19 protein-coding genes are annotated in these 22,044 nt (G+C 71.1%); 4 read left to right on the top strand and 15 right to left on the bottom strand.

Annotated features, from left to right (window positions below; all coding sequences use genetic code 11):
- The 7 genes from rplS to proS form a co-directional block, all read right to left on the bottom strand.
- Window positions 1-351 (bottom strand): 50S ribosomal protein L19, encoded by a 351-nt coding sequence (rplS, locus tag AB0M39_RS17275; protein ID WP_365365034.1) that lies wholly within the window; start codon window positions 349-351, stop codon window positions 1-3.
- A gap of 131 nt (window positions 352-482) precedes the next feature.
- Window positions 483-1,304: a tRNA (guanosine(37)-N1)-methyltransferase TrmD gene (trmD, locus tag AB0M39_RS17270; RefSeq protein WP_365365032.1), complete on the bottom strand. Its 822-nt coding sequence runs from the start codon at window positions 1,302-1,304 to the stop codon at window positions 483-485.
- Window positions 1,304-1,933, bottom strand: coding sequence for a ribosome maturation factor RimM (gene rimM / locus AB0M39_RS17265; RefSeq protein WP_365365030.1), 630 nt, complete (start codon window positions 1,931-1,933; stop codon window positions 1,304-1,306). The genes trmD and rimM overlap by 1 nt, the downstream gene beginning before the upstream one ends.
- 89 nt (window positions 1,934-2,022) lie before the next feature.
- Window positions 2,023-2,262, bottom strand: coding sequence for an RNA-binding protein (locus tag AB0M39_RS17260; protein WP_003980229.1), 240 nt, complete (start codon window positions 2,260-2,262; stop codon window positions 2,023-2,025).
- Between the two features lie 2 nt (window positions 2,263-2,264).
- Window positions 2,265-2,705 carry a 30S ribosomal protein S16 gene (gene rpsP, locus AB0M39_RS17255; protein WP_365365027.1) on the bottom strand — a complete coding sequence of 147 codons (441 nt, stop codon included), beginning with the start codon at window positions 2,703-2,705 and terminating at the stop codon, window positions 2,265-2,267.
- 284 nt (window positions 2,706-2,989) lie between these two features.
- Window positions 2,990-3,583, bottom strand: coding sequence for a hypothetical protein (locus AB0M39_RS17250; RefSeq protein WP_365365024.1), 594 nt, complete (start codon window positions 3,581-3,583; stop codon window positions 2,990-2,992).
- 301 nt (window positions 3,584-3,884) lie between these two features.
- Window positions 3,885-5,297: a proline--tRNA ligase gene (proS, locus tag AB0M39_RS17245; protein ID WP_365365022.1), complete on the bottom strand. Its 1,413-nt coding sequence runs from the start codon at window positions 5,295-5,297 to the stop codon at window positions 3,885-3,887.
- 218 nt (window positions 5,298-5,515) lie between these two features.
- Here proS and AB0M39_RS17240 point away from each other — a divergent pair, with 218 nt between their 5' ends.
- Entirely contained in the window at window positions 5,516-6,394 is an 879-nt protein-coding gene (locus tag AB0M39_RS17240; protein ID WP_365365020.1) for a methyltransferase domain-containing protein, read from the top strand.
- Between the two features lie 218 nt (window positions 6,395-6,612).
- Here AB0M39_RS17240 and ffh read toward each other — a convergent pair whose 3' ends face one another.
- From ffh to AB0M39_RS17215, 5 genes are all read right to left on the bottom strand, one after another.
- Window positions 6,613-8,163 carry a signal recognition particle protein gene (gene ffh / locus AB0M39_RS17235; protein ID WP_365365018.1) on the bottom strand — a complete coding sequence of 517 codons (1,551 nt, stop codon included), beginning with the start codon at window positions 8,161-8,163 and terminating at the stop codon, window positions 6,613-6,615.
- Between the two features lie 238 nt (window positions 8,164-8,401).
- Window positions 8,402-10,861 (bottom strand): [protein-PII] uridylyltransferase, encoded by a 2,460-nt coding sequence (locus tag AB0M39_RS17230; RefSeq protein WP_365365016.1) that lies wholly within the window; start codon window positions 10,859-10,861, stop codon window positions 8,402-8,404.
- 24 nt (window positions 10,862-10,885) lie between these two features.
- Window positions 10,886-11,224 carry a P-II family nitrogen regulator gene (locus tag AB0M39_RS17225; RefSeq protein ID WP_365365014.1) on the bottom strand — a complete coding sequence of 113 codons (339 nt, stop codon included), beginning with the start codon at window positions 11,222-11,224 and terminating at the stop codon, window positions 10,886-10,888.
- A complete protein-coding gene (locus AB0M39_RS17220) occupies window positions 11,221-12,588 on the bottom strand; it encodes an ammonium transporter (protein WP_365365011.1) in 1,368 nt (455 codons plus the stop codon). Before AB0M39_RS17220 ends, AB0M39_RS17225 begins: the two co-directional genes overlap by 4 nt.
- A gap of 314 nt (window positions 12,589-12,902) precedes the next feature.
- Window positions 12,903-14,399 (bottom strand): hypothetical protein, encoded by a 1,497-nt coding sequence (locus AB0M39_RS17215; protein WP_365365009.1) that lies wholly within the window; start codon window positions 14,397-14,399, stop codon window positions 12,903-12,905.
- A 422-nt stretch (window positions 14,400-14,821) separates the two neighbouring features.
- On the opposite strand from AB0M39_RS17215, the gene AB0M39_RS17210 reads away from it, so the two are divergent.
- Window positions 14,822-15,487 (top strand): bifunctional DNA primase/polymerase, encoded by a 666-nt coding sequence (locus tag AB0M39_RS17210; RefSeq protein WP_365365007.1) that lies wholly within the window; start codon window positions 14,822-14,824, stop codon window positions 15,485-15,487.
- A gap of 169 nt (window positions 15,488-15,656) precedes the next feature.
- On the opposite strand, the gene ftsY is transcribed toward AB0M39_RS17210, so the two are convergent.
- Window positions 15,657-16,853, bottom strand: a complete 1,197-nt coding sequence (gene ftsY, locus AB0M39_RS17205) for a signal recognition particle-docking protein FtsY (RefSeq protein WP_365365134.1) — start codon at window positions 16,851-16,853, stop codon at window positions 15,657-15,659.
- A gap of 150 nt (window positions 16,854-17,003) precedes the next feature.
- Here ftsY and AB0M39_RS17200 point away from each other — a divergent pair, with 150 nt between their 5' ends.
- Both AB0M39_RS17200 and AB0M39_RS17195 read left to right on the top strand, forming a co-directional pair.
- Window positions 17,004-18,449: a cytosine permease gene (locus tag AB0M39_RS17200; protein ID WP_365365005.1), complete on the top strand. Its 1,446-nt coding sequence runs from the start codon at window positions 17,004-17,006 to the stop codon at window positions 18,447-18,449.
- A 58-nt stretch (window positions 18,450-18,507) separates the two neighbouring features.
- Window positions 18,508-19,479, top strand: a complete 972-nt coding sequence (locus tag AB0M39_RS17195) for an LLM class flavin-dependent oxidoreductase (RefSeq protein WP_365365003.1) — start codon at window positions 18,508-18,510, stop codon at window positions 19,477-19,479.
- A 39-nt stretch (window positions 19,480-19,518) separates the two neighbouring features.
- Here AB0M39_RS17195 and AB0M39_RS17190 read toward each other — a convergent pair whose 3' ends face one another.
- Both AB0M39_RS17190 and AB0M39_RS17185 read right to left on the bottom strand, forming a co-directional pair.
- Window positions 19,519-20,940: a sugar porter family MFS transporter gene (locus AB0M39_RS17190; protein WP_365365001.1), complete on the bottom strand. Its 1,422-nt coding sequence runs from the start codon at window positions 20,938-20,940 to the stop codon at window positions 19,519-19,521.
- A gap of 271 nt (window positions 20,941-21,211) precedes the next feature.
- On the bottom strand, window positions 21,212-22,044 hold an 833-nt coding region (locus AB0M39_RS17185), incomplete at its 5' end, for an AAA family ATPase (protein WP_365364999.1).

Below are 22,044 nucleotides of genomic sequence, written 5' to 3'. Positions count from 1 at the left end.
TCAGTTGTCGCGCTTCTCCTTGATCTTGGCAGCCTTGCCGCGCAGCTCGCGCAGGTAGTAGAGCTTGGCGCGACGGACGTCACCGCGGGTGACGAGCTCGATCTTCTCGAAGATCGGGCTGTGCACCGGGAAGGTGCGCTCGACGCCGACGGAGAAGGAGACCTTGCGGACCGTGAAGGTCTCGCTGATGCCCGAGCCCTGGCGGCGGATGACGACGCCCTTGAACTGCTGGATACGGGAGCGGTTGCCCTCGATGACGCGAACGTGGACGTTCACGGTGTCGCCGGGGCGGAAGGCGGGAACGTCGCTGCGCAGCGAAGCGGCGTTGACGTCGTCGAGCAGGTGAGCCATGTTGGTCTGCTTCCTCGCCGATGCCACAGGTCATCAGCGGAATGATCGAGATGAGTTCCAGAGTGCTGTCCGCGTCGAGCGGGCGTCGTACCCCCTGTGGCAGGGGCGCCAGCCGGACGTACAGCAGCCGCCTATTCTTCCACGGCCTGCGGCCTGCGCCAAAATCGGCCCCCGGGCTCCGGCGCCCAGCCCAGGATGGAGAGGGTCTCGCGGTCCTTCTTGTCGAAGGCCGCGGGATCGCAGCGCTCGATCAGATCGGGCCTGTTGAGGGCGGTACGGCGGAAAGCCTCGTCCCGCCGCCAGCGCGCGATCTTCCCGTGGTGGCCGCTGGTGAGCACCGGCGGGATGTCCCGCCCGCGCCACTCGGGCGGCTTGGTGTAGACGGGCCCCTCGAGGAGGTTCGCCATCGCGCCGGGCGCGAAGGAGTCGTCGCGGTGGGACTCGGCGTTGCCCAGGACGCCGGGCAGCAGCCGGGCCACGGCCTCGGTGATCACGAGGACGGCGGCCTCGCCGCCGGCCAGGACGTAGTCCCCGATGGACACCTCGTACACCGGCATCCGGGTCGCGTACTCGTCCATCACCCGGCGGTCGATGCCTTCATAGCGGGCCGGAGCGAAGATCAGCCATGGACGCTCGGAGAGCTCGACGGCGAGCTCCTGGGTGAAGGGGCGGCCGCTGGGGGTGGGCACCACCAGGACCGGGCCGTGCGCGCCCGTCTCGTATCCGCTCGCCATGACGTCGTCGAGGGCGTCGCCCCAGGGCTCGGTCTTCATGACCATGCCCGGACCGCCGCCGTACGGGGTGTCGTCGACGGTGTTGTGCCGGTCGTACGTCCAGCCGCGGAGGTCGTGAACGTGTACGTCGAGCCGGCCGCGCGCGCGTGCCTTGCCGACGAGGGAGACGTTCAGCGGCTCCAGGTACTCGGGGAAGATCGTGACGACGTCGAGCCGCATCAGCGCGCGTCCTTCGACGACTCGTCCCCGGCGTCACTGTCCTCGGCGTCCTCGGCGTCCGCAGCCTCGGCGTCCGCAGCCTCGGCCTCGGCGTCCCTGGCCGACGCGATCTCCGCCTCGGCCTCGTCCAGGAGCCCGGGCGGCGGCGTGATGACGGCGCGCTGCTCCTCCAGGTCGATCTCGGACACGATCTCCGCGACGAAGGGGATCATCACCTCGCTGCCGTCGGGGCGCTCCACGATGAACAGGTCCTGCGAGGGCAGGTGGCTGATCTCGGTGATGCGGCCGACCTCAGTGCCGTCGGCGAGGACCACGTCGAGGTCCATCAGCTGGTGGTCGTAGTACTCGTCGGGGTCGTCGGGCAGCTCCTGCGGGTCGACCTCGGCGATCAGCAGGGTGTTGCGCAGGGTCTCGGCCGTGTTGCGGTCCCGTACGCCCTCGAAGCGCAGCAGCAGCCGGCCGCTGTGCACCCGGCCGGTCTCGATGGTCAACGGTCCGCGGGCGGCGGGGTCGGTGGCCAGCACGGCCCCGGGCCCGAGCCGCAGCTCCGGCTCGTCCGTGCGCACCTCGACGCTGACCTCGCCCTTGACCCCGTGGGCGCGGCCGATCCGCGCGACTACCAACTGCACTTCGCACTCTCTCCTGTCGAGCCTGTCGACGACTACGGGCCGGGGACGGCCCTAAGGCCCTCCCCGGCCCGTTGCCGGTGTTGCTTGTGTCAGCGAACCTGGTCCACGTCGACGAGGTCGACGCGGATGCCACGGCCGCCGATGGCGCCCACGACGGTGCGCAGGGCGCGCGCGGTGCGGCCGTTGCGGCCGATCACCTTACCGAGATCGTCGGGGTGGACCCGGACCTCCAGCACGCGGCCGCGGCGCAGAGTGCGCGAGGCCACCTGCACGTCGTCCGGGTTGTCGACGATGCCCTTCACGAGGTGCTCGAGAGCCTCCTCGAGCATGCTCAGGCCTCGGTCGACTCGGCGGGAGCGGCCTCGGCCTCGTCCGCCTTCTTCTCGGCCTTCTTCGCCTTCGGGGTGATGGCCTCACCCTTGGCGTCGTCGCCCTCGAGAGCCTTGGCGAAGGCGTCGAAGGAGGCGCGCTTGTCTTCCTTCGTCGCCGGCTGGAGCAGCGGCGCCGGGGCCGGGAGGCCCTTGTGCTTCTGCCAGTCGCCGGTGAGCTTCAGGATCGCGAGAACCGGCTCGGTCGGCTGGGCGCCGACGGACAGCCAGTACTGGGCGCGGTCCGAGTCGACCTCGATGCGCGACGGGTTGTACGTCGGGTGGTACAGACCGATCTCCTCGATGGCCCGGCCGTCACGGCGGGTACGGGAGTCGGCGACGACGATGCGGTAGTGGGGCTGGCGAATCTTGCCGAGACGCTTCAGCTTGATCTTGACTGCCACGGGAGTGGTGTCTCCTGGTCTTGACGTGGTTGGGCACAACGAGATGCCACGTGGGGTTGCGGTACTCGGGGTGCCCGATGGACGCGTCAGCCGGAGGCGAGAGGGTTCCTATGCGGCTGTCGAGTACAGCTAGACATTGTGCCACACGCCTGAGGCGCACCTCGCCCGCGGGGCGCCGCACACCGCCCCCGTCGGCGGGCAGGCACCCGGGCGGGGCCGCTCAGCCCGCGGCTGAGCGGCTGCGCAGTCGCCCGTCGGCCGGCCTGCGCTCTCGGCCCCGACGCTCAGCTTGCCGCGCCCACGACTTCCGGGATGCGGAAGGGCTTGCCGCAGCCGCCGCAGACGATGGGCGCCTGGGCGAGGACCGAGGGCACCACCCGGACGTTGCGCCCGCAGTCGCAGACCGCCTTGACCCGCACGCCGCCGCCGGAGGAGCCGTGCCGGGCGGCCGGTCCTCTGAAGGAGCGCTTGGTGTCCGACGCGGTGGCCACGGTGTGCGCCTTGAGAGCGCGCTGCAGTCTCTCGATCGTGGGGCGGTAGCGGCGCTTGGCCTCGGGATTGAGCGCGACCAGGGAGAAACCGCTGCTGGGATGCGGCTCCTCCGCGTGGTCCAGGCCCATCTCCTCGGCGATCGCCAGGAACCGGCGGTTGTGATAGCGGCCGGCGCGTGAGGTGTCGCGGACACCTCGGGCGGCGGCGATGCCATGGACTGCTTCGTGAAGCAGTCGCTCGAAGGAGAGCTCCGCGCCGCATGCGGACGAGGACTCTCCGATCAGGGACTCTGGCGCGGCAAGATCGGGCAGCTCGGGGTGGTGCCGCTGAATATCGGCCCACGCCTGTGCCAGCTCTGCGGCGAGAACAGGTGGTGTCGTGCTCACGTCGTGATAACGAGCCGAGGCGCTCGCGGGTTCCATTCCGGGGCATCACAAATATTTTGCACGTACCCGTCAGTTGCCATTGATGTGTCCTGACGAGGGCGGGTGCGCTGATCTGCGGAGAAGCATCGCAGCTCATCACAAGCTGGTACGTAGTGGCGCGTACGCCCCAGCGCGTAGACGAACACCGCGCGCCGGGGCGGGCGTTGACCGGGGCCGCGGGTCGGCGGCCGCCGGTCGGCGTCCACGGCGCCCGGGGGGTCCAGAGCGTTCAGAGCAGGGTCCCAGGGGCGCCGCGAAGACGTCAGTAGGCGCGGGCCACGATCGCGACAGTACCGGGAGCGTCGTCGGCGTCGGGCACCGACCCGTCCTCGGCCACCAGACAGCGCACGGACACGGACTGCTCGGCCAGCTTGGTCTCGCCCTCCTGGCCCAGCGTCGCCCACGGGATGCGGGCCCAGCCGCCGGCGACCGCTGCCTCGGCGGCCTCCTCGATCGTCGCGACGTCGCTGGTACGGGACTCGCGGCGGTCGCGCGACTGCTGCAGCAGCAGCGCCTGGTCCTCTTCGAGGACCTTCGGCAGCAGCTCCTCCAGCGCGTCGATGCGCACGGGCTCCTTGCCCCCGGGGATGCGGCGGGCCAGCATCGCCGTGCCCGCCTCCAGGTCGCGCGGGCCGATCTCGATCCGCACCGGAACGCCCTTGAGCTCCCAGTCCACCGCACGGCGGCCGAACGGCGTGTCGGTCCGGTCGTCGACGTGGACGCGCAGGCCGGCGGCCTTCAGCCGGTCGCCGATCTCACGGACCTTGGCGACGGCCTCGTCGCCCTTGATGGCCATGACGACGACCTGGACGTGCGCGAGCCTCGGCGGCACGCGCAGTCCGTCGTCGTCGCCGTGCGACATGATCAGCCCGCCGACCATCCGGGTGGAGGTGCCCCAGGAGGTCTGCCAGACCAGTTCCTGGCGCCCCTCCTTGGAGAGGTACTGGGTGTCGAAGGCCTTGGCGAAGTTGGTGCCGAGCTCGTGGCTCGTGCCCATCTGAAGGGCCTTGCCGTCGCCCATCATGCCTTCGAGCGTGAGGGTGTTGATGGCGCCGGCGAAGCGCTCCCTGGGCGTCTTGCGGCCGAGGACGACGTCGATGCCGAGGACGTTTGCCATGAAGTCCGCGTAGACCTCCTTGTGGATGTACGCGGCATAGTCACGGGCGTCCTCGTACGTGGCGTGGGCGGTGTGCCCCTCCTGCCAGAGGAACTCCGTCGTACGGAGGAAGACCCGGGGGCGCATCTCCCAACGGACCACGTTCGCCCACTGGTTGATCAGCAGCGGCAGATCGCGGTAGCTCTGCACCCACTTGGAGAAGTAGTCGTTGATGATCGTCTCGGAGGTGGGGCGTACGACGACGGGCTCCTCGAGCTCCTTGCCGCCACCGTGCGTGACCACCGCGAGCTCCGGCGCGAAGCCCTCGACGTGCTCAGCTTCCCGGGTCAGGTAAGACTGGGGGATGAAGAGCGGGAAGTAGGCGTTCTGAGCGCCCGCGTCCTTGATGCGGGCGTCCATCTCCTGCTGCATCCGCTCCCACAGGCCGTAGCCGTACGGCCGGATGACCATGGTGCCGCGCACCGGGCCGTTGTCCGCCAGTTCGGCCTTGTTGATCAGGTCCTGGTACCAGCGCGGGAAGTCTTCCGCCTGGGGCGTGAGAACGGGTGCCTTTGCCATGGCGCGCATCGTACGGCGACAGGGGTCCTATCCGTGAATCGATCAGCCCCGTGGGGGGCGCACGCCCCGAGCGCACAAGCAAAGCCATACAACCCCTGGACGGGAGGACGCATGCGCAGTTCTCTGGCATACGGGGGAGCGCATGCGGATGCACGCGGGGGACACGGGGGCGGACCTTCAGAGCACAACCCACCTCTCGGCGGATTGGGGCGCTTTCGATGACACCAACGCTCGTCCAGCACCGGCCGCACGCCATGTCCGCGACTCCAGATCCGGCGGCTTCGGCGTCCTCGGCTGCCTCCGCGCCCTCTGCGCAGGCGTGTGCGCGGGCGCGGGACTGGGCGGAGATCCAAGAACGCATGCTCGTCCCCCTGTACGAGGCGGTGTACGAGCGCTTGGAGGTCGGTCCGGGCACCCGGCTGCTGGGCCTGGACTGCGGTTCGGGGCTCGCGCTGGTGCTGGCCGCGGCGCGCGGGGCGCAGGTGACCGGGGTCGACGCCGACCCTGAGCGCCTGGCGCTGGCGCGGGAGCGGATGGCCTCGGACACGGCCCCGGACGCGGTGTTCGCGCAAGGCGACGCGGCGGCTGCCGCTCAGCCGGCGGGCGGGCTCTACAACCTGGTCACGGCGTTCTCGCCGATCGGCTGCGCGGCCGGCGACGCCGAGGGGCTCGGGGCGGAGCTGGCGGCCGCGGTCGCGCACTCGGAGCGCGGAGGCGCGGTGGTGCTGACGGGCTGGGGTCCGCCGGAGCGCTGCGCGACGTCCGGGGTGCTGCGGGTCGCGGGCAAGCTGACGGAGCGGCTCCGTACGGGCGGCGGCTGGCGTGCGGCCCTGCGGGACGACCTGGAGGACGTGGCGGCGCAGGCGGGCCTGAAGCCGGACGGCTCGGGCCGGGTGTCGTGCCCCTTCGGCTACGCCGACATGGAGAGCGCGGTGCGGGGGCTGCTGTCGACGGGCCTGTACGCGGCGGCGATCGAGGCGTCGGACGAGTCGCAGGTGGAGAAGGAGATCACCGAGGCGCTGCATCCGCACCGGCGGAGCGACGGGACGGTGTGGATGCCGAACGTCTTCCGGTACCTGATCGCGCGTACGCCCTGAGCCTGCGGACACGTACGACGTACGCCCTGAGCCGACGGGCGCGTACGACGTACGCCCTGAGCCGGCGGACACGTACCGCGTACCCCCGGAGCCCTGCGGACACGTACCGCGTACGCCCCCAGCCGGCCGGGCGCGGGAAGGGCCCGCGACCGGTGCGGTCGCGGGCCCTTCCTCCGTGGGTCCGTGGGTCCATGCGCCCTGGGGCGCGGGGGCCCAGGTCAGCCCATGAACTTCTTGAACTCGTCCGGCAGCTCGAAGTCCTTGCCCGGCTCGCCCGCCGGGAGGCCGAACGCCCCGCCCTGCGCCGCCTGCTCGCGACGGGCCGCGGCCGCCTGCTCCTCGGCCTTGCGCTTCATCGGGTTGCCGCTCTTGCGCTTGCCCTTGGCGACCTTCTGCTGCTTCTTCTGCCGGCCGGGGCCGCCGCCCATGCCGGGGATGCCCGGCATGCCCGGCATCCCGCCGCCCTGGGCCATCTTCGACATCATCTTGCGGGCCTCGAAGAACCGCTCCACCAGGCTCTTGACCGAGCTGACCTCGACGCCCGAGCCCTTGGCGATACGGGCGCGGCGCGAGCCGTTGATGATCGTCGGGTCGTGGCGCTCACCAGGGGTCATCGACTTGATGATCGCGGCGGTGCGGTCGACCTCGCGCTCGTCGATGTTGTTGATCTGGTCCTTGATCTGCCCCATGCCGGGCAGCATCCCGAGCAGCTTGGAGATGGAGCCCATCTTGCGGACCTGCTCCATCTGGGCCAGGAAGTCGTCGAGCGTGAAGTCCTTGCCCTTGCTGCTCGCCAGCTTGGAGGCCATCTTGGCGGCCTCTTCCTGGCTGAAGGTCTGCTCGGCCTTCTCGATCAGGGAGAGCATGTCGCCCATGCCGAGAATGCGGGACGCCATGCGGTCCGGGTGGAACGCGTCGAACTCGTCGAGCTTCTCGCCGTTGGAGGCGAACATGATCTGGCGGCCGGTGACGTGCGCGACCGACAGGGCGGCGCCGCCTCGGGCGTCGCCGTCCAGCTTGGAGAGCACCACGCCGTCGAAGCCGACGCCGTCGCGGAAGGCCTCGGCGGTGTTGACCGCGTCCTGGCCGATCATCGCGTCGACGACGAAGAGGATCTCGTCGGGAGAGACGGCGTCGCGGATGTCCGCGGCCTGCTGCATCAGCTCCTGGTCGATGCCGAGGCGGCCGGCGGTGTCGACGACGACGATGTCGAACTGCTTGGTCCGCGCGTACTCGACGGAGTCCTTGGCGACCTGGACCGGGTCGCCGACGCCGTTGCCCGGCTGGGGCGCGTAGACGCCGACGCCGGCGCGCTCGGCGACGACCGCGAGCTGGTTGACGGCGTTGGGGCGCTGGAGGTCGCAGGCGACCAGCAGCGGGGAGTGGCCCTGGCTCTTGAGCCAGAGGCCCAGCTTTCCGGCGAGGGTCGTCTTGCCGGCGCCCTGGAGGCCGGCGAGCATGATCACGGTGGGAGCGGTCTTGGCGAACCGCAGACGGCGGGTCTCGCCGCCGAGGATCGTGATCAGCTCTTCGTTGACGATCTTGATGACCTGCTGGGCGGGGTTCAGCGCCTGGGAGACCTCGGCGCCGCTCGCGCGCTCCTTGACCTGCTTGATGAAGGCCCGGACGACGGGGAGGGCGACATCCGCCTCGAGCAGGGCGATACGGATCTCACGGGCCGTGGCGTCGATGTCCGCCTCGGAAAGCCTTCCTTTGCCCCGAAGGGTCTTGAAGGTGTTCGCCAAGCGGTCGGAGAGAGTATCGAACACTGCGCTCGTCGGTCCTCAAGGTCGGGGGCGGGGCGGTCAACGCCCTCCAGGGTATCTGCCCGGGAAAGCTCGGTGGCCCCTGCCCGGTGGAAATACCGGACGGGGGCCGCAAATCCCCGCGTCCTCGCCCGTGTGGGCGCGGGGACGCGGTGCGTGCGGGGACACGGTGCGTGCCCGGGCCCGGTGCATGCCCGAGCCCGGTGCATGCCCGGTCGCGGTGCGGGCGCGGGCGCCGCGGTCAGCTCAGCGCCCGCTCCAGCTCGCGCGCGAGCTCTGCCGCCGCCGTCTGAGGCAGCGGAGCGCCCTGCTCGTCCGTCACGTACACCGTGTCCACCGCGTTCGCGCCCAGCGTCGAGACGTGCGCGCTCCTGACCCGGACCTTCGCGCCCTCCAGCGCGCGGCCGATCCGGTGCAGCAGGCCGGGCGCGTCCTGGGCGCGTACCTCGATGACGGTCGCCAGCCGCGAGCCGGCCGGGGCGACCGTCACCCGCGGCGGCGGGGCCTTCACACCGCGCCGCCGGGGGTAGGCGGCCTCCCGCTCGGCGAGCTTCGCGGGGACGTCGAGCGATCCGTCCAGGGCGCGTACGAGATCGGAGCGCAGCCGCGCGGCCTGCGGCAGGGAGCCGTACTCCGCGGCGACGCGCCAGCTCAGCAGCAGGACGCCGATGGGCTCGCCGAGCTCGCTGGGCAGGTCGACGGCGCGCAGGTCGGCCGCGCGGACGGTGAGGCGGTGCAGGGCCAGGACGCCTGCCGCGGCGGGCAGCACCCCCGGCTGGTCGGGCAGGGCGATCAGCAGCTCGACGCCGACGGGCTCGGGCTGGTCGGGGTCGGGGTCCTGGGGAGGCTCGCCGTGGGCGTGCAGGGCGAGGACCGGCTCGCCGGTGCGCAGCGCCTCGATCGCGAGCCGCTCCTGCTCGGCGCTGGGCTCGGTGGGCTCGGGCTCGGGCGGGGCGTCGCCCGCGAGGACCGACGCGACGCGTTTGACCAGGTCGGCCACGAGCGAGCCGCGCCAGGTCGACCAGGCCGCGGGCCCGGTGGCGAGCGCGTCGGCCTCGGTGAGGGCGTGCAGCAGCTCCAGCGTGCCCGCGGCGCCGACGACCTCGGCGACGGAGGCGACGGTGGCCGGATCGTCCAGGTCGCGCCGGGTCGCCGTCTCGACGAGCAGCAGGTGGTGGCGTACGAGCGTGGCGATCACGCCCACGTCCGCCTTGTCGAAGCCGATCCGGGCCGCGACGTCGCGGGCGATGGTCTCGCCGGCCACGGAGTGGTCGCCCGGCCAGCCCTTGCCGATGTCGTGCAGCAGGGCGGCGACGAGGAGCAGGTCGGGGCGGCCCACCCGGCGGGTGAGCGAGGAGGCCCTGACGGCGGCCTCGACGAGGTGGCGGTCGACGGTCCAGGTGTGCACGGGGTTGCGCTGGGGCCGGCAGCGCACCCGCTCCCAGTCCGGGATCAGCCGGGTGATCAGCCCCTCGGCCTCCAGCGCCTCCCAGACCTCGACGGTCGACTCCCCCGCGCCGAGCAGAGTGACGAGCTCCTCGCGGGCCTCGGCGGGCCAGGGCACGGGCAGCGGGCGTGCGGTGGCGGCCAGGCGGCGCACGGCGTGCAGGGAGAGCGGCAGGCCCGACTGCGCGGCCGCGGCGGCCGCCCGCAGCGGGAGGACGGGGTCGCGCTCGGGTTTGGCGGTGCGGGCGAGCATCGCCTCGCCGTCCTGCTCGACGACGCCCTCGGCGAGCGGGGTGCGCTCGGGCTGCGGAGTGCGGCCGCCGCCGAGGATGGCGCGGAGCCTGGGGCGTGCGGAGCGGGCTCGCAGGACGCGGTTGACCTCGCGCCAGGTGACGTCGGCGGCGTACGAGACGGTCCGGGCCGCTTCGTACACCTGGCGCAGCAGCGCGTCGCCGTCCAGCAGCCCGAGCTCGGCTGCGACCTGGTCCTGCTCCTGGAGCGCGAGCCGGTCGGTGGCCCGCCCGGTGGTCAGGTGCAGGGCGTCCCGGGCGTCGAAGAGTTGCCTGCGGGCCTCGGCGAGCCCTTCGCGCGGGGCGTCGGCGAGCCAGGAGGCGGCGACGGCGCGCAGCGCGGTGGCGTCCCGCAGTCCGCCCCTGGCCTCCTTCAGGTCGGGCTCCAGCAGGAACTGCAGCTCGCCCTGGCGCTCGGCGCGCTCCCGGCACAGCTCATGGAGCTCGGGGAGCCGCTTGGGGGCCTGGTTGCGCCAGTCGGCGAGCACGGAGGTGCGCAGGGCGGCCGCGAGCCCCAGGTCGCCCGCGACGGGACGGGCGTCCAGCAGCCCGAGGTGCACCTTGAGGTCTTCGCCCGCGGTCTTGCGGGCCTCGCCGACGGTGCGCACGGAGTGGTCGAGCGCGAGGCCCAGATCCCATACGGGGTACCAGACCCGGTCGGCGAGGGCGGCGAGCGCGCCCGCGTCGGCGCGCCCGTCGTGCAGGAGCAGCAGGTCGAGGTCGCTGCGCGGGGAGAGCTCGCCTCGTCCGTAGCCGCCGACGGCGACGAGCGCCGCGCCGCGCACGCCGGCCTGCTCGCAGGCCGCGGCGAACAGCGCGGACAGCCACCCGTCGGTCAGCTTGGCCAGCGCCGCACGGCGCGGCGGCCCGGACTGCGCCTTCTCGGTGAGAAGGCGCAGCCGGGCCGCCGCATAGCCGCTGGGTCCCGAGTCTTCCGCTTCGGTCGTCGTCTCAAGGCTCGTCACGCCAGCGGCTCCTTGTCGTCTGCGTCAGAGGGCGTCGGGGCCGCGCTCGCCCGTTCGGACGCGTACCGCCGTGTCCACCGGGACGCTCCACACCTTGCCGTCGCCGATCTTGCCGGTCCTGGCCGCCTTGACGATGACCTCGACGAGCTGCTCCGCGTCGTCGTCGTCGACGAGCACCTCGATGCGGACCTTGGGCACCAGGTCGACGGTGTACTCCGCGCCCCGGTAGACCTCGGTGTGGCCGCGCTGGCGGCCGTATCCGCTGGCCTCGGTGACCGTCAGCCCCTGGACGCCGAAGGCCTGGAGGGCCTCTTTGATCTCGTCCAGCCGGTGCGGCTTCACGACTGCGGTGATGAGCTTCATGCGTCCACCTTCTTCGTCTGTGCTGTGGCGACCGCGGCCGGGGCGGAGCCGCTCGGCGCGGCCACGGCCTTGCGGGAGCCGGAGCCGCCGCCCGCTCCGCTGAAGTCGTACGCGGTCTCGGCGTGCTCGTCCTGGTCGATGCCCGAGACCTCGACGTCCTCGTCGACCCGCATCCCGATCGTCTTGTCGAGGACGAAGGCGAGGACGGCCGACACCACCAGAGAGTAGGCCAGGACGGCGAAGACACCGATGGCCTGCTTGCCGAGTTGCTCGAATCCGCCGCCGTAGAAGACGCCCTGGACCTTGTTCTGGACGCCGCCGGTGGCGAAGAAGCCGACCAGCAGGGAGCCGATGACACCGCCGACGAGGTGGACGCCGACGACGTCGAGGGAGTCGTCGTAGCCGAACTTGAACTTCAGGCCGACGGCCATGGCGCACACCACACCGGCGATGGCGCCGATGGCGATCGCGCCGAGCGGGGAGCAGGAGCCGCCGGAGGGGGTGATGGCGACGAGGCCGGCGACCGCGCCGGACGCAGCGCCCAGCGTGGTGAACGCGCCGTGGCGGATCTTCTCGTAGGCGAGCCAGGCGAGCATGGCCGCGGCCGTGGCGACCTGGGTGTTGACGAACATGACCGCGCCGACGCCGTCGTCGTTGCCGAGCCACGAGCCGGCGTTGAAGCCGAACCAGCCGAACCACAGGAGGCCGGCGCCGAGCATGACCAGCGGCAGGCTGTGCGGCCGCATCGGGTCCTTCTTGAAGCCGACGCGCTTGCCGATGACGAGGATGACGCCGAGGGCCGCCGCGCCCGCGTTGATGTGGACGGCGGTGCCGCCGGCGAAGTCGATGACGCCCATCTCGAAGAGCCAGCCGCCGGTGCCCCATACCCAGTGCGCGACCGGGAAGTAGACGGCCGTGGCCCACAGCGTGATGAACAGGGCCCAGGCGCTGAACTTCACGCGGTCCGCGAGTGCGCCGCTGATCAGCGCGGGCGTGATGACCGCGAACATCAGCTGGAAGACCGCGAAGACGTAGATCGGGATGGTGTAGCCGTCCCACAGCTGGTTGATCCCGATGCCGCTCAGTCCGACGTAGTCGGAGGACCAGCCGATCACCGAGCCGACGTCGGTCCCGAAGGCGAGGCTGAAGCCGTACAGCACCCACAGGATGGTGACGATTCCAAGGCTGATGAAGCTCATCATCAGCATGTTCAGGGTCGACTTGACCCGGACCATGCCTCCGTAGAAGAAGGCCAGGGCGGGCGTCATCAGCATGACCAGGGCGGAGCAGATGAGCATGAAGCCGGTGTTGGCTGCGGACAGAGTGGGTGTCTCTGCGGCAAGCGTCGAGATGCCTGGGGGCATCGGCGTCTCCTCGTCGTCGGTGCGGCCGCGTGCGGGCGGTGCCTGAGCGGATGGGCGGGCCGGTTATGCGCCCTGAGATTGGCGCAGCGCGGTTTCCGCCGATGCCGCACGATGTTTCGCAGCAGTGACGAAGGGGTCGTGCGTGTTACGCCCCCATGAACTGTCGGGCGGGGGCTTCGGCCGCCGTTACCATGCCGCAACCTTTACGGGCGCGGACATGAGCCGGCCGCGGCGCTCACCCGGCTGACCTGGCAGGGGGAGCCGAGTCGGGCTGTTCGGGGTGAGCGTCGCGGCCGGGGTCTGGGAGTCCGCCCTCAGACCGCCTCGGCGGTCTCGGGCAGCTGGGCGGTGAGCCGGTCGGTGAACTGGGCGACCTCGGCGACGTCGCCGTAGTCCCTGGCCACCGTGTCGAGGGTCTTGCGCAGCCGGGTGTTGACGCGCTCGGAGCGGACCTTCTTGGCGATCGCGAGCGCCTGGCCCGCGAGCATCGTGGACTGCTCGGGCTCCCTCTTCAGGAGATGGACCGTGGCCATGCCGATCAGGTTCAGTGCGTACGACCGCTGGTGCTCCTCGTCCTTGCCGAAGAGGTCGACGGCGCGCTCCATGACGGGCTCGGCGAGCGAGGCGTACGTGGGGCTGCGGCCGGCCATATAGGCCAGGTCGCGGTAGGAGTGCGCGTTCTCGCCGTTGAGCTCGGCCTCGGAGAAGAACCGGATCCAGTCGGGCTCGGGCTCGCCGTCGAGGCCGGCGTCGGAGAAGGTGTCCTCCGCCATGCGCACGGCCCGCTTGCACTTGCTCGGCTGGCCCATGTTGGCGTAGGCGCGGGCCTCCATCGCATACAGCATCGCCTGGGTGCGGGGGGTGGCGCAGTCGCGGCTGCCGTACTGCGCGAGATGGATGAGCTCCAGGGCGTCGTCGGGGCGGCCGAGGTGGATCATCTGGCGGCTCATCGAGGAGAGCACATAGGAGCCCAGCGGCTTGTCGCCGGCCTCCTTGGCCGCGTGGAGCGCGAGCACGAAGTACTTCTGGGCGGTGGGCTGGAGGCCCACGTCGTAGCTCATCCAGCCGGCCAGCTCGGCGAGCTCGGCCGCGCATTTGAACAGGCGCAGGGCGGTGGCGTGGGGCTGCGGCTCCTGCAGCAGGTCGGTCACCTCGTGGAGCTGTCCCACGACCGCCTTGCGCCGCAGTCCGCCGCCGCACTGCGCGTCCCACTGACGGAACATCGCGGTGGTGGACTCGAGCAGGTCGAGCTCGGGTTTGGAGAGCCGGGACGCCCTGCGCAGCGCGGCGGGCGACGCCGGCTGCCCGGAGTCGCCGACCGGGGAGGGCACCAGCCAGCGCTGCATCGGCTCGATGAGGGCGGGGCCTGCGGCCAGCGCGAGCGAGGTGCCGAGGAAGCCGCGCCGCGCGAGCATCAGGTCGCTGCGGGAGAACTCGCTGAGCAGGGCCACGGTCTGCGGGCCCGCCCAGGGCAGGTCCACTCCCGACACCGAAGGCGACTGGTGGGCCGAGCGCAGCCCGAGGTCCTCGATCGCCACGACGCTGCCGAAGCGCTCCGAGAACAGCTCGGACAGGATGCGCGGGATCGGCTCGCGCGGCTGTTCGCCGTCGAGCCAGCGGCGCACCCGAGAGGTGTCGGTGCTGATGTGGTGTGCGCCCATCTGGCGCGCCCGACGGTTCACTTGCCGGGCGAGCTCGCCCTTGGACCAGCCGCTGCGCACGAACCACGAGCTCAACTGCTCGTTCGGGCGCTTGCCGGTATGCGTACCGCCTGCGCCGGTGCCGCCGTCCACTGGAACGCCCCCATCCACGGATGCCTCTATGTCGCCTCGTACCCCGCAAAGCCCTACCAGAATGCCGTCGTTCACGGCCGTCTGTATGGAAGTCGGGCCCCATCGAACAGGAATGCGAGTTGCCTCCGGCATACCCGCGTGCACACGAACCTCCAGGCTCTGTGTACCGAAAGTAATCCTACGATCACTGGTCTAGCGAGGGCGATTGCGGAATCGCCACCATTCGCCACCCCTTCGAATGAACTCACTTATCGCCGGGCGCGATTCACTTGACATACGACGATCAGGAGGCGGCGAAGCGGTGCACATGCAGGCGCGCGCCACGGTTCGCACTCCCCCTCTCGCCACCGTGCGCCGCCGGAACCTCACCGGTTGCGACGCAGTGTCACAGGGAGACTTCGGGTCGTAACCACCGGTGAATTCGACCCGTTGGAGGGGGCATGGGCTTCACTATCGGCGGCAGCCGGGGGATCAGGGAGATCAGGCCCGGCTCACGGCGCCGCGGCCGCACCACCGAGTGCACGGCGGCGGCCGAGTACACAGGGCTGTGGGGCTGGGCGGTGGCGCCGGGAGCTCGAGCGGCGTCCGGTCGGTGCTCCTGCGGGGACGCGGGGTGCGCGGCCCCCGGCGCCCATCCGCTCGACTTCGCTGGCGAGATCCCGGCGGGCGCGACGCTGGACGAGGTCGGCACGGCATGGGCCGAGGTGCCGGGGGCGTCGCTGATGCTGCCGGTCGGGCACGCCTTCGACATCCTGGACGTCGCCGCCCCGGCGGGCCGTCGCGCGCTGGTGCGGCTGGAGCGGATGGGACTTCCGCTCGGCCCGGTCTCGGCGACGCCGGACGGGCGCTGCCAGTTCTTCGTCGCCCCGGGGGCGTCGGCCGAGCTGCCCGAGCTGCTGTACCGCATGGGCTGGGACGACGCGGACCTCGATCTGCACTGCCTGGGCCCCGGGACGCACATCACCGCGCCGCCCTCGGACCGCGGCGGGCTGGGCCCGGTCCACTGGCTGCGCCCGCCGTCGCTGGACACGGCGACGCCGCCGCAGGCGCGGCTTCTGCTGGGGACGCTGGCGTACATCTGCCACCGGTCGCACTGGGGCCACTGAGGCGGGGCGCCGCCTCCTGGAGCAGGCGACCGCCATAGAGAACGCGACAGAGCGCGACCGCCATAGAGAACGCAATCGCCGGACGGGCTGCGTGTGCAGCCGGTCCGGCGATGTGTGCGGCGGGGTCCGGGGCAGCGCCCCGGCCGGCCCCTAGTCTCCGATCAGCCCGTCAGTCTCCGATCAGTGCAGCCACGAACGCCTCGGGCTCGAAGGGCGCCAGATCGTCCGCGCCCTCCCCCAGCCCGACCAGCTTCACCGGGACGCCCAGCTCCCGCTGGACCGCGACCACGATGCCGCCCTTGGCCGTGCCGTCGAGCTTGGTCAGCACGATGCCGGTGATGTCCACGACCTCGGCGAAGACGCGGGCCTGCACCAGGCCGTTCTGCCCGGTCGTGGCGTCCAGCACCAGCAGGATCTCGTCCAGCGGGCCGTGCTTCTCCACGACGCGCTTGACCTTGCCGAGCTCGTCCATCAGGCCGGTCTTGGTGTGCAGCCGGCCCGCCGTGTCGATGAGGACGACGTCCGCGCCCTCCGCGATGCCCTCCTTGACCGCGTCGAACGCGATCGACGCCGGGTCGCCGCCCTCGGGGCCGCGGACCGTGCGCGCGCCGACCCGCTCGCCCCAGGTCTGGAGCTGGTCCGCCGCGGCGGCGCGGAAGGTGTCCGCCGCGCCGAGCACGACGGAGCGGCCGTCGGCGACCAGGACGCGGGCCAGCTTGCCGGTGGTCGTGGTCTTGCCGGTGCCGTTGACGCCGACGACCATGACGACGCCCGGGGTGTCCGACCCGCTGTGGGTCTTCACGGCGCGGTCGAAGTCGGTGCCGACCAGGGTCAGCAGCTCCTCGCGCAGCAGGGTGCGCAGGTCGTCGGGCGTACGCGTGCCCAGCACCCGCACCCGCTCGCGCAGCCGCTCGACCAGCTCCTGGGTCGGCGCGACGCCGACGTCGGCGGTGAGGAGGGTGTCCTCGATCTCCTCCCAGGTGTCCTCGTCGAGGTTGTCCCGGGACAGGAGCGTGAGCAGCCCCTTGCCGAGCGAGTTCTGGGAGCGGGCGAGGCGGGCGCGCAGCCGGACCAGCCGGCCGGCGGTCGGCTCCGGGACCTCGATCTCGGGGGCCGCGGGCTCCTCGACCAGCACCGGGGCTGCGGCCTCGGGGAGGTCGACCTCCTCGATCGTGCGGCGAGGCTCTTCGACCGTCGGCGCGGCGTCCTCGCCGACCTGTGGTTCGGCGGGCGGGGCAGTGATGGTCGGCGTGCTCGACGGCGCCGAGGGCGGCAGCTGCTTCTTCTTGCGGCTGCTGACCACGAGCCCGCTGATCGCGCCGACCGCGACCAGAGCGATGACGACAACAAGGATGAGGATTTCGATTCCCATAACCCACCCAGTATCAGTCACGGCCGCCATGGTCGACGGACACGGAGGACCGCACACGGACCAAGATTCTTTATTTGGCGCTTTCGGGCAGATGATCGAGACTGGGTCCTCGACTCCCCCATCCCCTTCCTCGACGGAGCACGTATGTCTGCCGAGCCCGACGGCGCTATAGAGACCCGCGGCCTGGAGCCCGTTCCCGACGACGAGCGCACGGGCCGTGTCCGTGAGCTCTTCCCGACCTGGGTGGCGGCGAACATCAGCGTCCTGCTGCTGACCATGGGCGCGGGCCTGGTCGTCTTCAACGGACTGAACTTCTGGCAGGTGCTGGTCGTCGCGGTCGCCGCGCCCGTCCTGTCGTACGGAATCGTCGGCCTGATCTCCATCGCCGGAAAACGCGGCGGCTCCCCGGGCATGGCGCTGTCGCGGGCCGTCTTCGGGCAGCGCGGGAACCTCTTCCCCGGCTCGCTCATCTGGGTCGCCCGCTGGGGCTGGGAGACGATCAACGCCGTCACCGGCGCGTACGCCGTGCTGACCGTGCTGAGGCTGCTCTTCGACGTCGAGAGCAGCACGCCGCTGATCGTCGTCACCCTGCTGGCCTTCGTCTCCGCCACCTTCCTGGTCTCCGGGCTCGGCATCAACGCCCTGCGGGTGTGCAGCACCTGGTCGACGTATCTCTTCGGCGCGTTCAGCGTGCTGGTGCTGGTCTATCTGGTCGCCGACACCGACTGGTCCGCGGTCTTCGCCCAGCCCGCCGGGTCGAACGCGATGATGATCGCGGGCATCGGCACCATCGCGGCGGGCGGCATCAGCTGGGTCCCCTCGGGCCCCGACTTCACCCGCTATCTCCCCCGGACGGCGTCGTCGAAGGCGATGGTCGGCTCCACCGTCGGCGGCGCGGGCATCGTCGTGCTGCCCATGGTGCTGATGGGCGCGGTGATGGCGGTCGCCACGCCGGACCTGGCGAGCGCCAGCGACCCGGTGGCCTTCATCGGCGAGATCCTGCCGCTGTGGATCGCGGTCCCCTATCTGCTGATCGCCCTGGTGGGCATGCTGCTGATCAACTCGATGTCGATGTACTCCGCCGGATTCACCGCGCAGACGCTGGGCATCACGGTCCCGCGCGCCTGGGCGGTCAGCGTCAACGCCGTCATCAGCCTGGTCTTCGGCTTCCTGCTGATGGTGGTCGCGACCAGCTTCATCGGCTCGTTCGTCTCCTTTCTGACGCTGCTCGCGGTGGCGTTCTCGGCGTGGATCGGCGTCTTCGGCGTCGACATGCTGCACCGGCGCGCCTACGACGCCGGGGCGCTGATGGACACGGGCCGCACCAGCGCGTACTGGTACCGGGGCGGCTTCGCCTGGCAGGCGATGGCCTCCTGGGGCGTGGCGCTGGCGGCCGGGCTGCTCTTCACGAAGGTCGACTGGTTCGCCGGGCCGCTCGCCTCGTCCTGGATCGGGCGGCACGGCCTGGGCTGGGCGGCCACGATCGTGGTCGCGGCGGCGCTGTACGCCGTGCTGCCTCGCACGAAGGGCGCTGACGCGCCGGCGGGGGCGCCGGCCGAGGAAGCCGCGCCCGCGGGCATTTCCATCTGACGCTGCGTCAACTACGGTCCCCTCGCCATGCTCACACCCGGCGGAGGGGGACGTTCCCATGGCCATCACAGTGGCCCGCTTCAATCTGGTCGAGCCCGACGCGACGCCCGAGAATCTCGCGGCCCGCTACCGCGCGGCGCTGGAGATGGCCGCGTACGCGGACGACCGCGGCGTGGACACCGTCCAGACGGAGGAGCACCACGGGGCCGGCAACAACTGGCTGCCCTCCCCGTTCGTGTTCGCCGGCGCGGTCCTCGGCTCGACGCGGCGGATCTCGGTCACCGTCTCCGCGATCATCGGCCCGCTCTACGATCCGCTGCGGCTGGCCGAGGACATCGCCGTGCTCGACCTGATCGGCAGGGGACGGCTGGTCACGGTCGCCGGCATCGGCTACCGGCCCGAGGAGTACGAGCAGCAGGGCGTGGAGTGGCGCCGGCGCGGCCGGATCCAGGACGAGCTGCTGGAGACGCTGCTGAAGGCGTGGACGGGCGAGCCGTTCGCGTACCGCGGCCGCACGGTCAGGGTGACCCCGGCGCCGTACACCCGGCCGCATCCGCTGCTGCTGGTGGGGGGCTCCTCGCGGGCGGCCGCCCGGCGCGCGGCCCGGCTGGGGCTGCCGTTCTTCCCGAGCGCGCATCTGCCGGAGCTGGAGGCGTACTACCGGGAACAGCTGGCGGAGTACGGGACGGAGGGCTGGACCATGATGCCGGCGGAGGTCACCCCGCTGCTGCATCTGTCCCAGGACCCGGACCGCGCGTGGGCCGAGTACGGCGGGCACTTCCTGCACGAGGCGCGGACCTACGCGTCCTGGCAGTCCGCGGACATCCGCTCCGCGGTGCGGTCGAAGGCGACGACGGTCGAGGAGCTGCGCGAGGAGGGCGTGTACCGGATCGTCACGCCCGACGAGTGCGTGGCGCTGGGCTCGGAGTCCCTGGTCCTGCATCCGCTGTGCGGCGGGATGCCGGTGGACGAGGGCTGGCGCAGTCTTCAGCTGCTCTGCGAAGACGTACTGCCCCGGCTCAACGGGTGAGCCGGGGCAGTGTCGCTGCGAGGAGAGGGGCAGCGGGGATTAGCCCATCTCCTCCAACGCCTTGCCCTTGGTCTCCTTGACGTACCTGAGCACGAAGGGGATCGAGAGCACGGCGAAGACCGTGTAGATGATGTACGTCCCGGAGAGGTTCCAGTCCGCGAGGCTCGGGAAGCTCGCGGTGATCGCCCAGTTGGCGATCCACTGCGCGGAGGCGGCGACGCCGAGCGCGGCGGCGCGGATCCGGTTGGGGAACATCTCGCCGAGGAAGACCCAGACCACGACGCCCCAGGAGAGGGCGAAGAAGAGGACGAAGACATGGGCCGCGATCAGGGCGACGAGGCCCTGGGTGTCGGGCAGCTTGCCGTCGACGAGCTCGGCGGAGAAGGCCCATGCCTCGAAGGCCAGGGCGACGGCCATGCCGGCGGAGCCGACGAGGGCGAGCGGCCTGCGGCCGACCCGGTCGACCAGGACCATCGCGATCACGGTGCCGATGATGTTCACGATCGACGTGGTGAACGAGTAGAAGAACGAGCCGCTCGGGTCGATGCCGACGGACTGCCAGAGCGTCGCGGAGTAGTAGAACGCGACGTTGATGCCGACGAGCTGCTGGAAGACCGAGAGGCCGATGCCGACCCAGACGATGGGCAGGAAGCCGAAGCGCCCGCCCAGCAGGTCCTTGAACGTCGACTTGTGCTCCCTGCGCATCGCCCGGTCGATCTCGGCGACGCGGGCGTCCAGGTCGATCTTCGTGCCCTCGACCTCGGAGAGGACCTCCTTCGCCTTGTCGACCTTGCCGACGGAGATGAGGAAGCGGGGCGACTCGGGGATCGCGAAGGAGAGCAGCCCGTAGAGCACGGCCGGCACGACCATGACGCCGAGCATCCACTGCCAGGCCTCGAGGCCGCCGATCTCGCCGCGCTGGTCGCCGTCGGCGAGCTGGAGGATGCCGTAGTTCACCAGCTGGGAGACGGCGATGCCGATGACGATCGCGGCCTGCTGGAAGGAGGCGAGCCGGCCTCGGTAGGCGGCCGGGGAGACCTCGGCGATGTAGGCGGGGCCGATGACGGAGGCCATGCCGATGGCGAAGCCGCCGACGATCCGCCAGAAGGCGAGGTCCAGCAGCGAGAACGGGACCGCGGAGCCGACGGCGCTGACCGTGAAGAGCACGGCGGCGATCTGCATGCAGCGGATGCGGCCGATGCGGTCGGCGATCCGGCCGGCGGTCGCGGCGCCGACGGCACAGCCGATCAGGGCGATGGCGATGACCTGGGCGAGCGTGCCGGAGCCGATGTCGTAGCGGTCCCGGATCGCCTCGACGGCGCCGTTGATGACGGAGCTGTCGTAGCCGAAGAGGAAACCGCCCATCGCGGCGGCGGCCGTGATGAAGATGACATGCCCGAGGTGCTCGGGGTGGGCCTGGCGGGCTCCCGAGTCCGGCGGGGGCTGCTCAGTGCTGGTCACGTGTACTCCTGGGGCCGTCCGGCAGCATCGCCGGGCCGGGCGTGGGGGCGAGCCCTTCAAGTGGCGCACAGCCTGCGGACGCCCACCACTTGAAGGTAAAAACAACGTTGCAGAGACTATGCCTTCAAGTTTCGAAGTCAATACCCTGTTGCAAAGTCGTTCCCCAGCGTGCTCGATTCAGTTGTGTTCAACCTTTGAAGATCTGAAGCTGGCGCGGTGAGTAAGAGGTGATGAGCAGTGGTGGCCGGCGACGGGAGGTGACGGGGGGCCGTCAGCGCAGGCGCTGGCTGATGACCTTGGACACGCCGTCGCCCTGCATCGAGACGCCGTACAGCGCGTCCGCGACCTCCATGGTCCGCTTCTGGTGCGTGATCACGATGAGCTGCGAGGACTCCTGGAGCTCCTGCATGATCCGGATCAGCCGCTGGAGGTTGGTGTCGTCGAGCGCCGCCTCCACCTCGTCCATCACATAGAACGGGCTGGGCCGGGCCTTGAAGATCGACACCAGCATCGCCACCGCGGTCAACGACCGCTCCCCGCCGGAGAGCAGCGAGAGCCGTTTGACCTTCTTGCCCGGAGGGCGCGCCTCGACGTCCACGCCGGTGGTGAGCATGTTGTCGGGGTCGGTCAGGATCAGCCGGCCCTCGCCGCCGGGGAAGAGCCGGGAGAAGACGCCCTCGAACTCGCGGGCGGTGTCCCGGTACGCCTCGGTGAAGACCTGCTCGACGCGCTCGTCGACCTCCTTGATCACCTGAAGCAGGTCGGCCCGGGTCTTCTTCAGGTCTTCAAGCTGCTCGGAGAGGAATTTGTGCCGCTCCTCCAGCGCCGAGAACTCCTCCAGCGCAAGGGGATTCACCTTTCCGAGCTGTTGGTACGCCCGTTCGGCCGACTTGAGGCGTTTCTCCTGCTCAGGGCGAACGAAAGGTTTCGGCTGATTGCGCGGGTGCTCGGGGTCGTCGGGCAGCTCCTCGCCCTCGGCGGGCGGCGAGGGCGGCACGAGCTGGTCGGGGCCGTACTCGGCGACCAGTCCCGCCGGCTCCACGCCCAGCTCCTCCAGGGCCTTGGTCTCCAGCTGCTCGATGCGCAGCCGCTTCTCCGCGCCGA

Origin of the sequence: Streptomyces sp. NPDC051907 (assembly GCF_040681075.1) — a bacterium.
GTDB lineage: Bacteria > Actinomycetota > Actinomycetes > Streptomycetales > Streptomycetaceae > Streptomyces.
Note: the sequence above shows the minus strand (reverse complement) of the source record. Positions and strands in the feature narration are given on the sequence as shown.

Bases quoted from the DNA above. Each gene is read 5' to 3' on its own strand.
- AB0M39_RS17220 (WP_365365011.1), bottom strand. From the start codon at position 12,588: ATGCCCCCAGGCATCTCGACGCTTGCCGCAGAGACACCCACTCTGTCC.
- rplS (WP_365365034.1), bottom strand. From the start codon at position 351: ATGGCTCACCTGCTCGACGACGTCAACGCCGCTTCGCTGCGCAGCGAC.
- AB0M39_RS17260 (WP_003980229.1), bottom strand. From the start codon at position 2,262: ATGCTCGAGGAGGCTCTCGAGCACCTCGTGAAGGGCATCGTCGACAAC.
- AB0M39_RS17210 (WP_365365007.1), top strand. From the start codon at position 14,822: ATGGGCTTCACTATCGGCGGCAGCCGGGGGATCAGGGAGATCAGGCCC.
- AB0M39_RS17200 (WP_365365005.1), top strand. From the start codon at position 17,004: ATGTCTGCCGAGCCCGACGGCGCTATAGAGACCCGCGGCCTGGAGCCC.
- proS (WP_365365022.1), bottom strand. From the start codon at position 5,297: ATGGCAAAGGCACCCGTTCTCACGCCCCAGGCGGAAGACTTCCCGCGC.
- AB0M39_RS17195 (WP_365365003.1), top strand. From the start codon at position 18,508: ATGGCCATCACAGTGGCCCGCTTCAATCTGGTCGAGCCCGACGCGACG.
- trmD (WP_365365032.1), bottom strand. From the start codon at position 1,304: ATGCGGCTCGACGTCGTCACGATCTTCCCCGAGTACCTGGAGCCGCTG.
- AB0M39_RS17225 (WP_365365014.1), bottom strand. From the start codon at position 11,224: ATGAAGCTCATCACCGCAGTCGTGAAGCCGCACCGGCTGGACGAGATC.
- AB0M39_RS17240 (WP_365365020.1), top strand. From the start codon at position 5,516: ATGACACCAACGCTCGTCCAGCACCGGCCGCACGCCATGTCCGCGACT.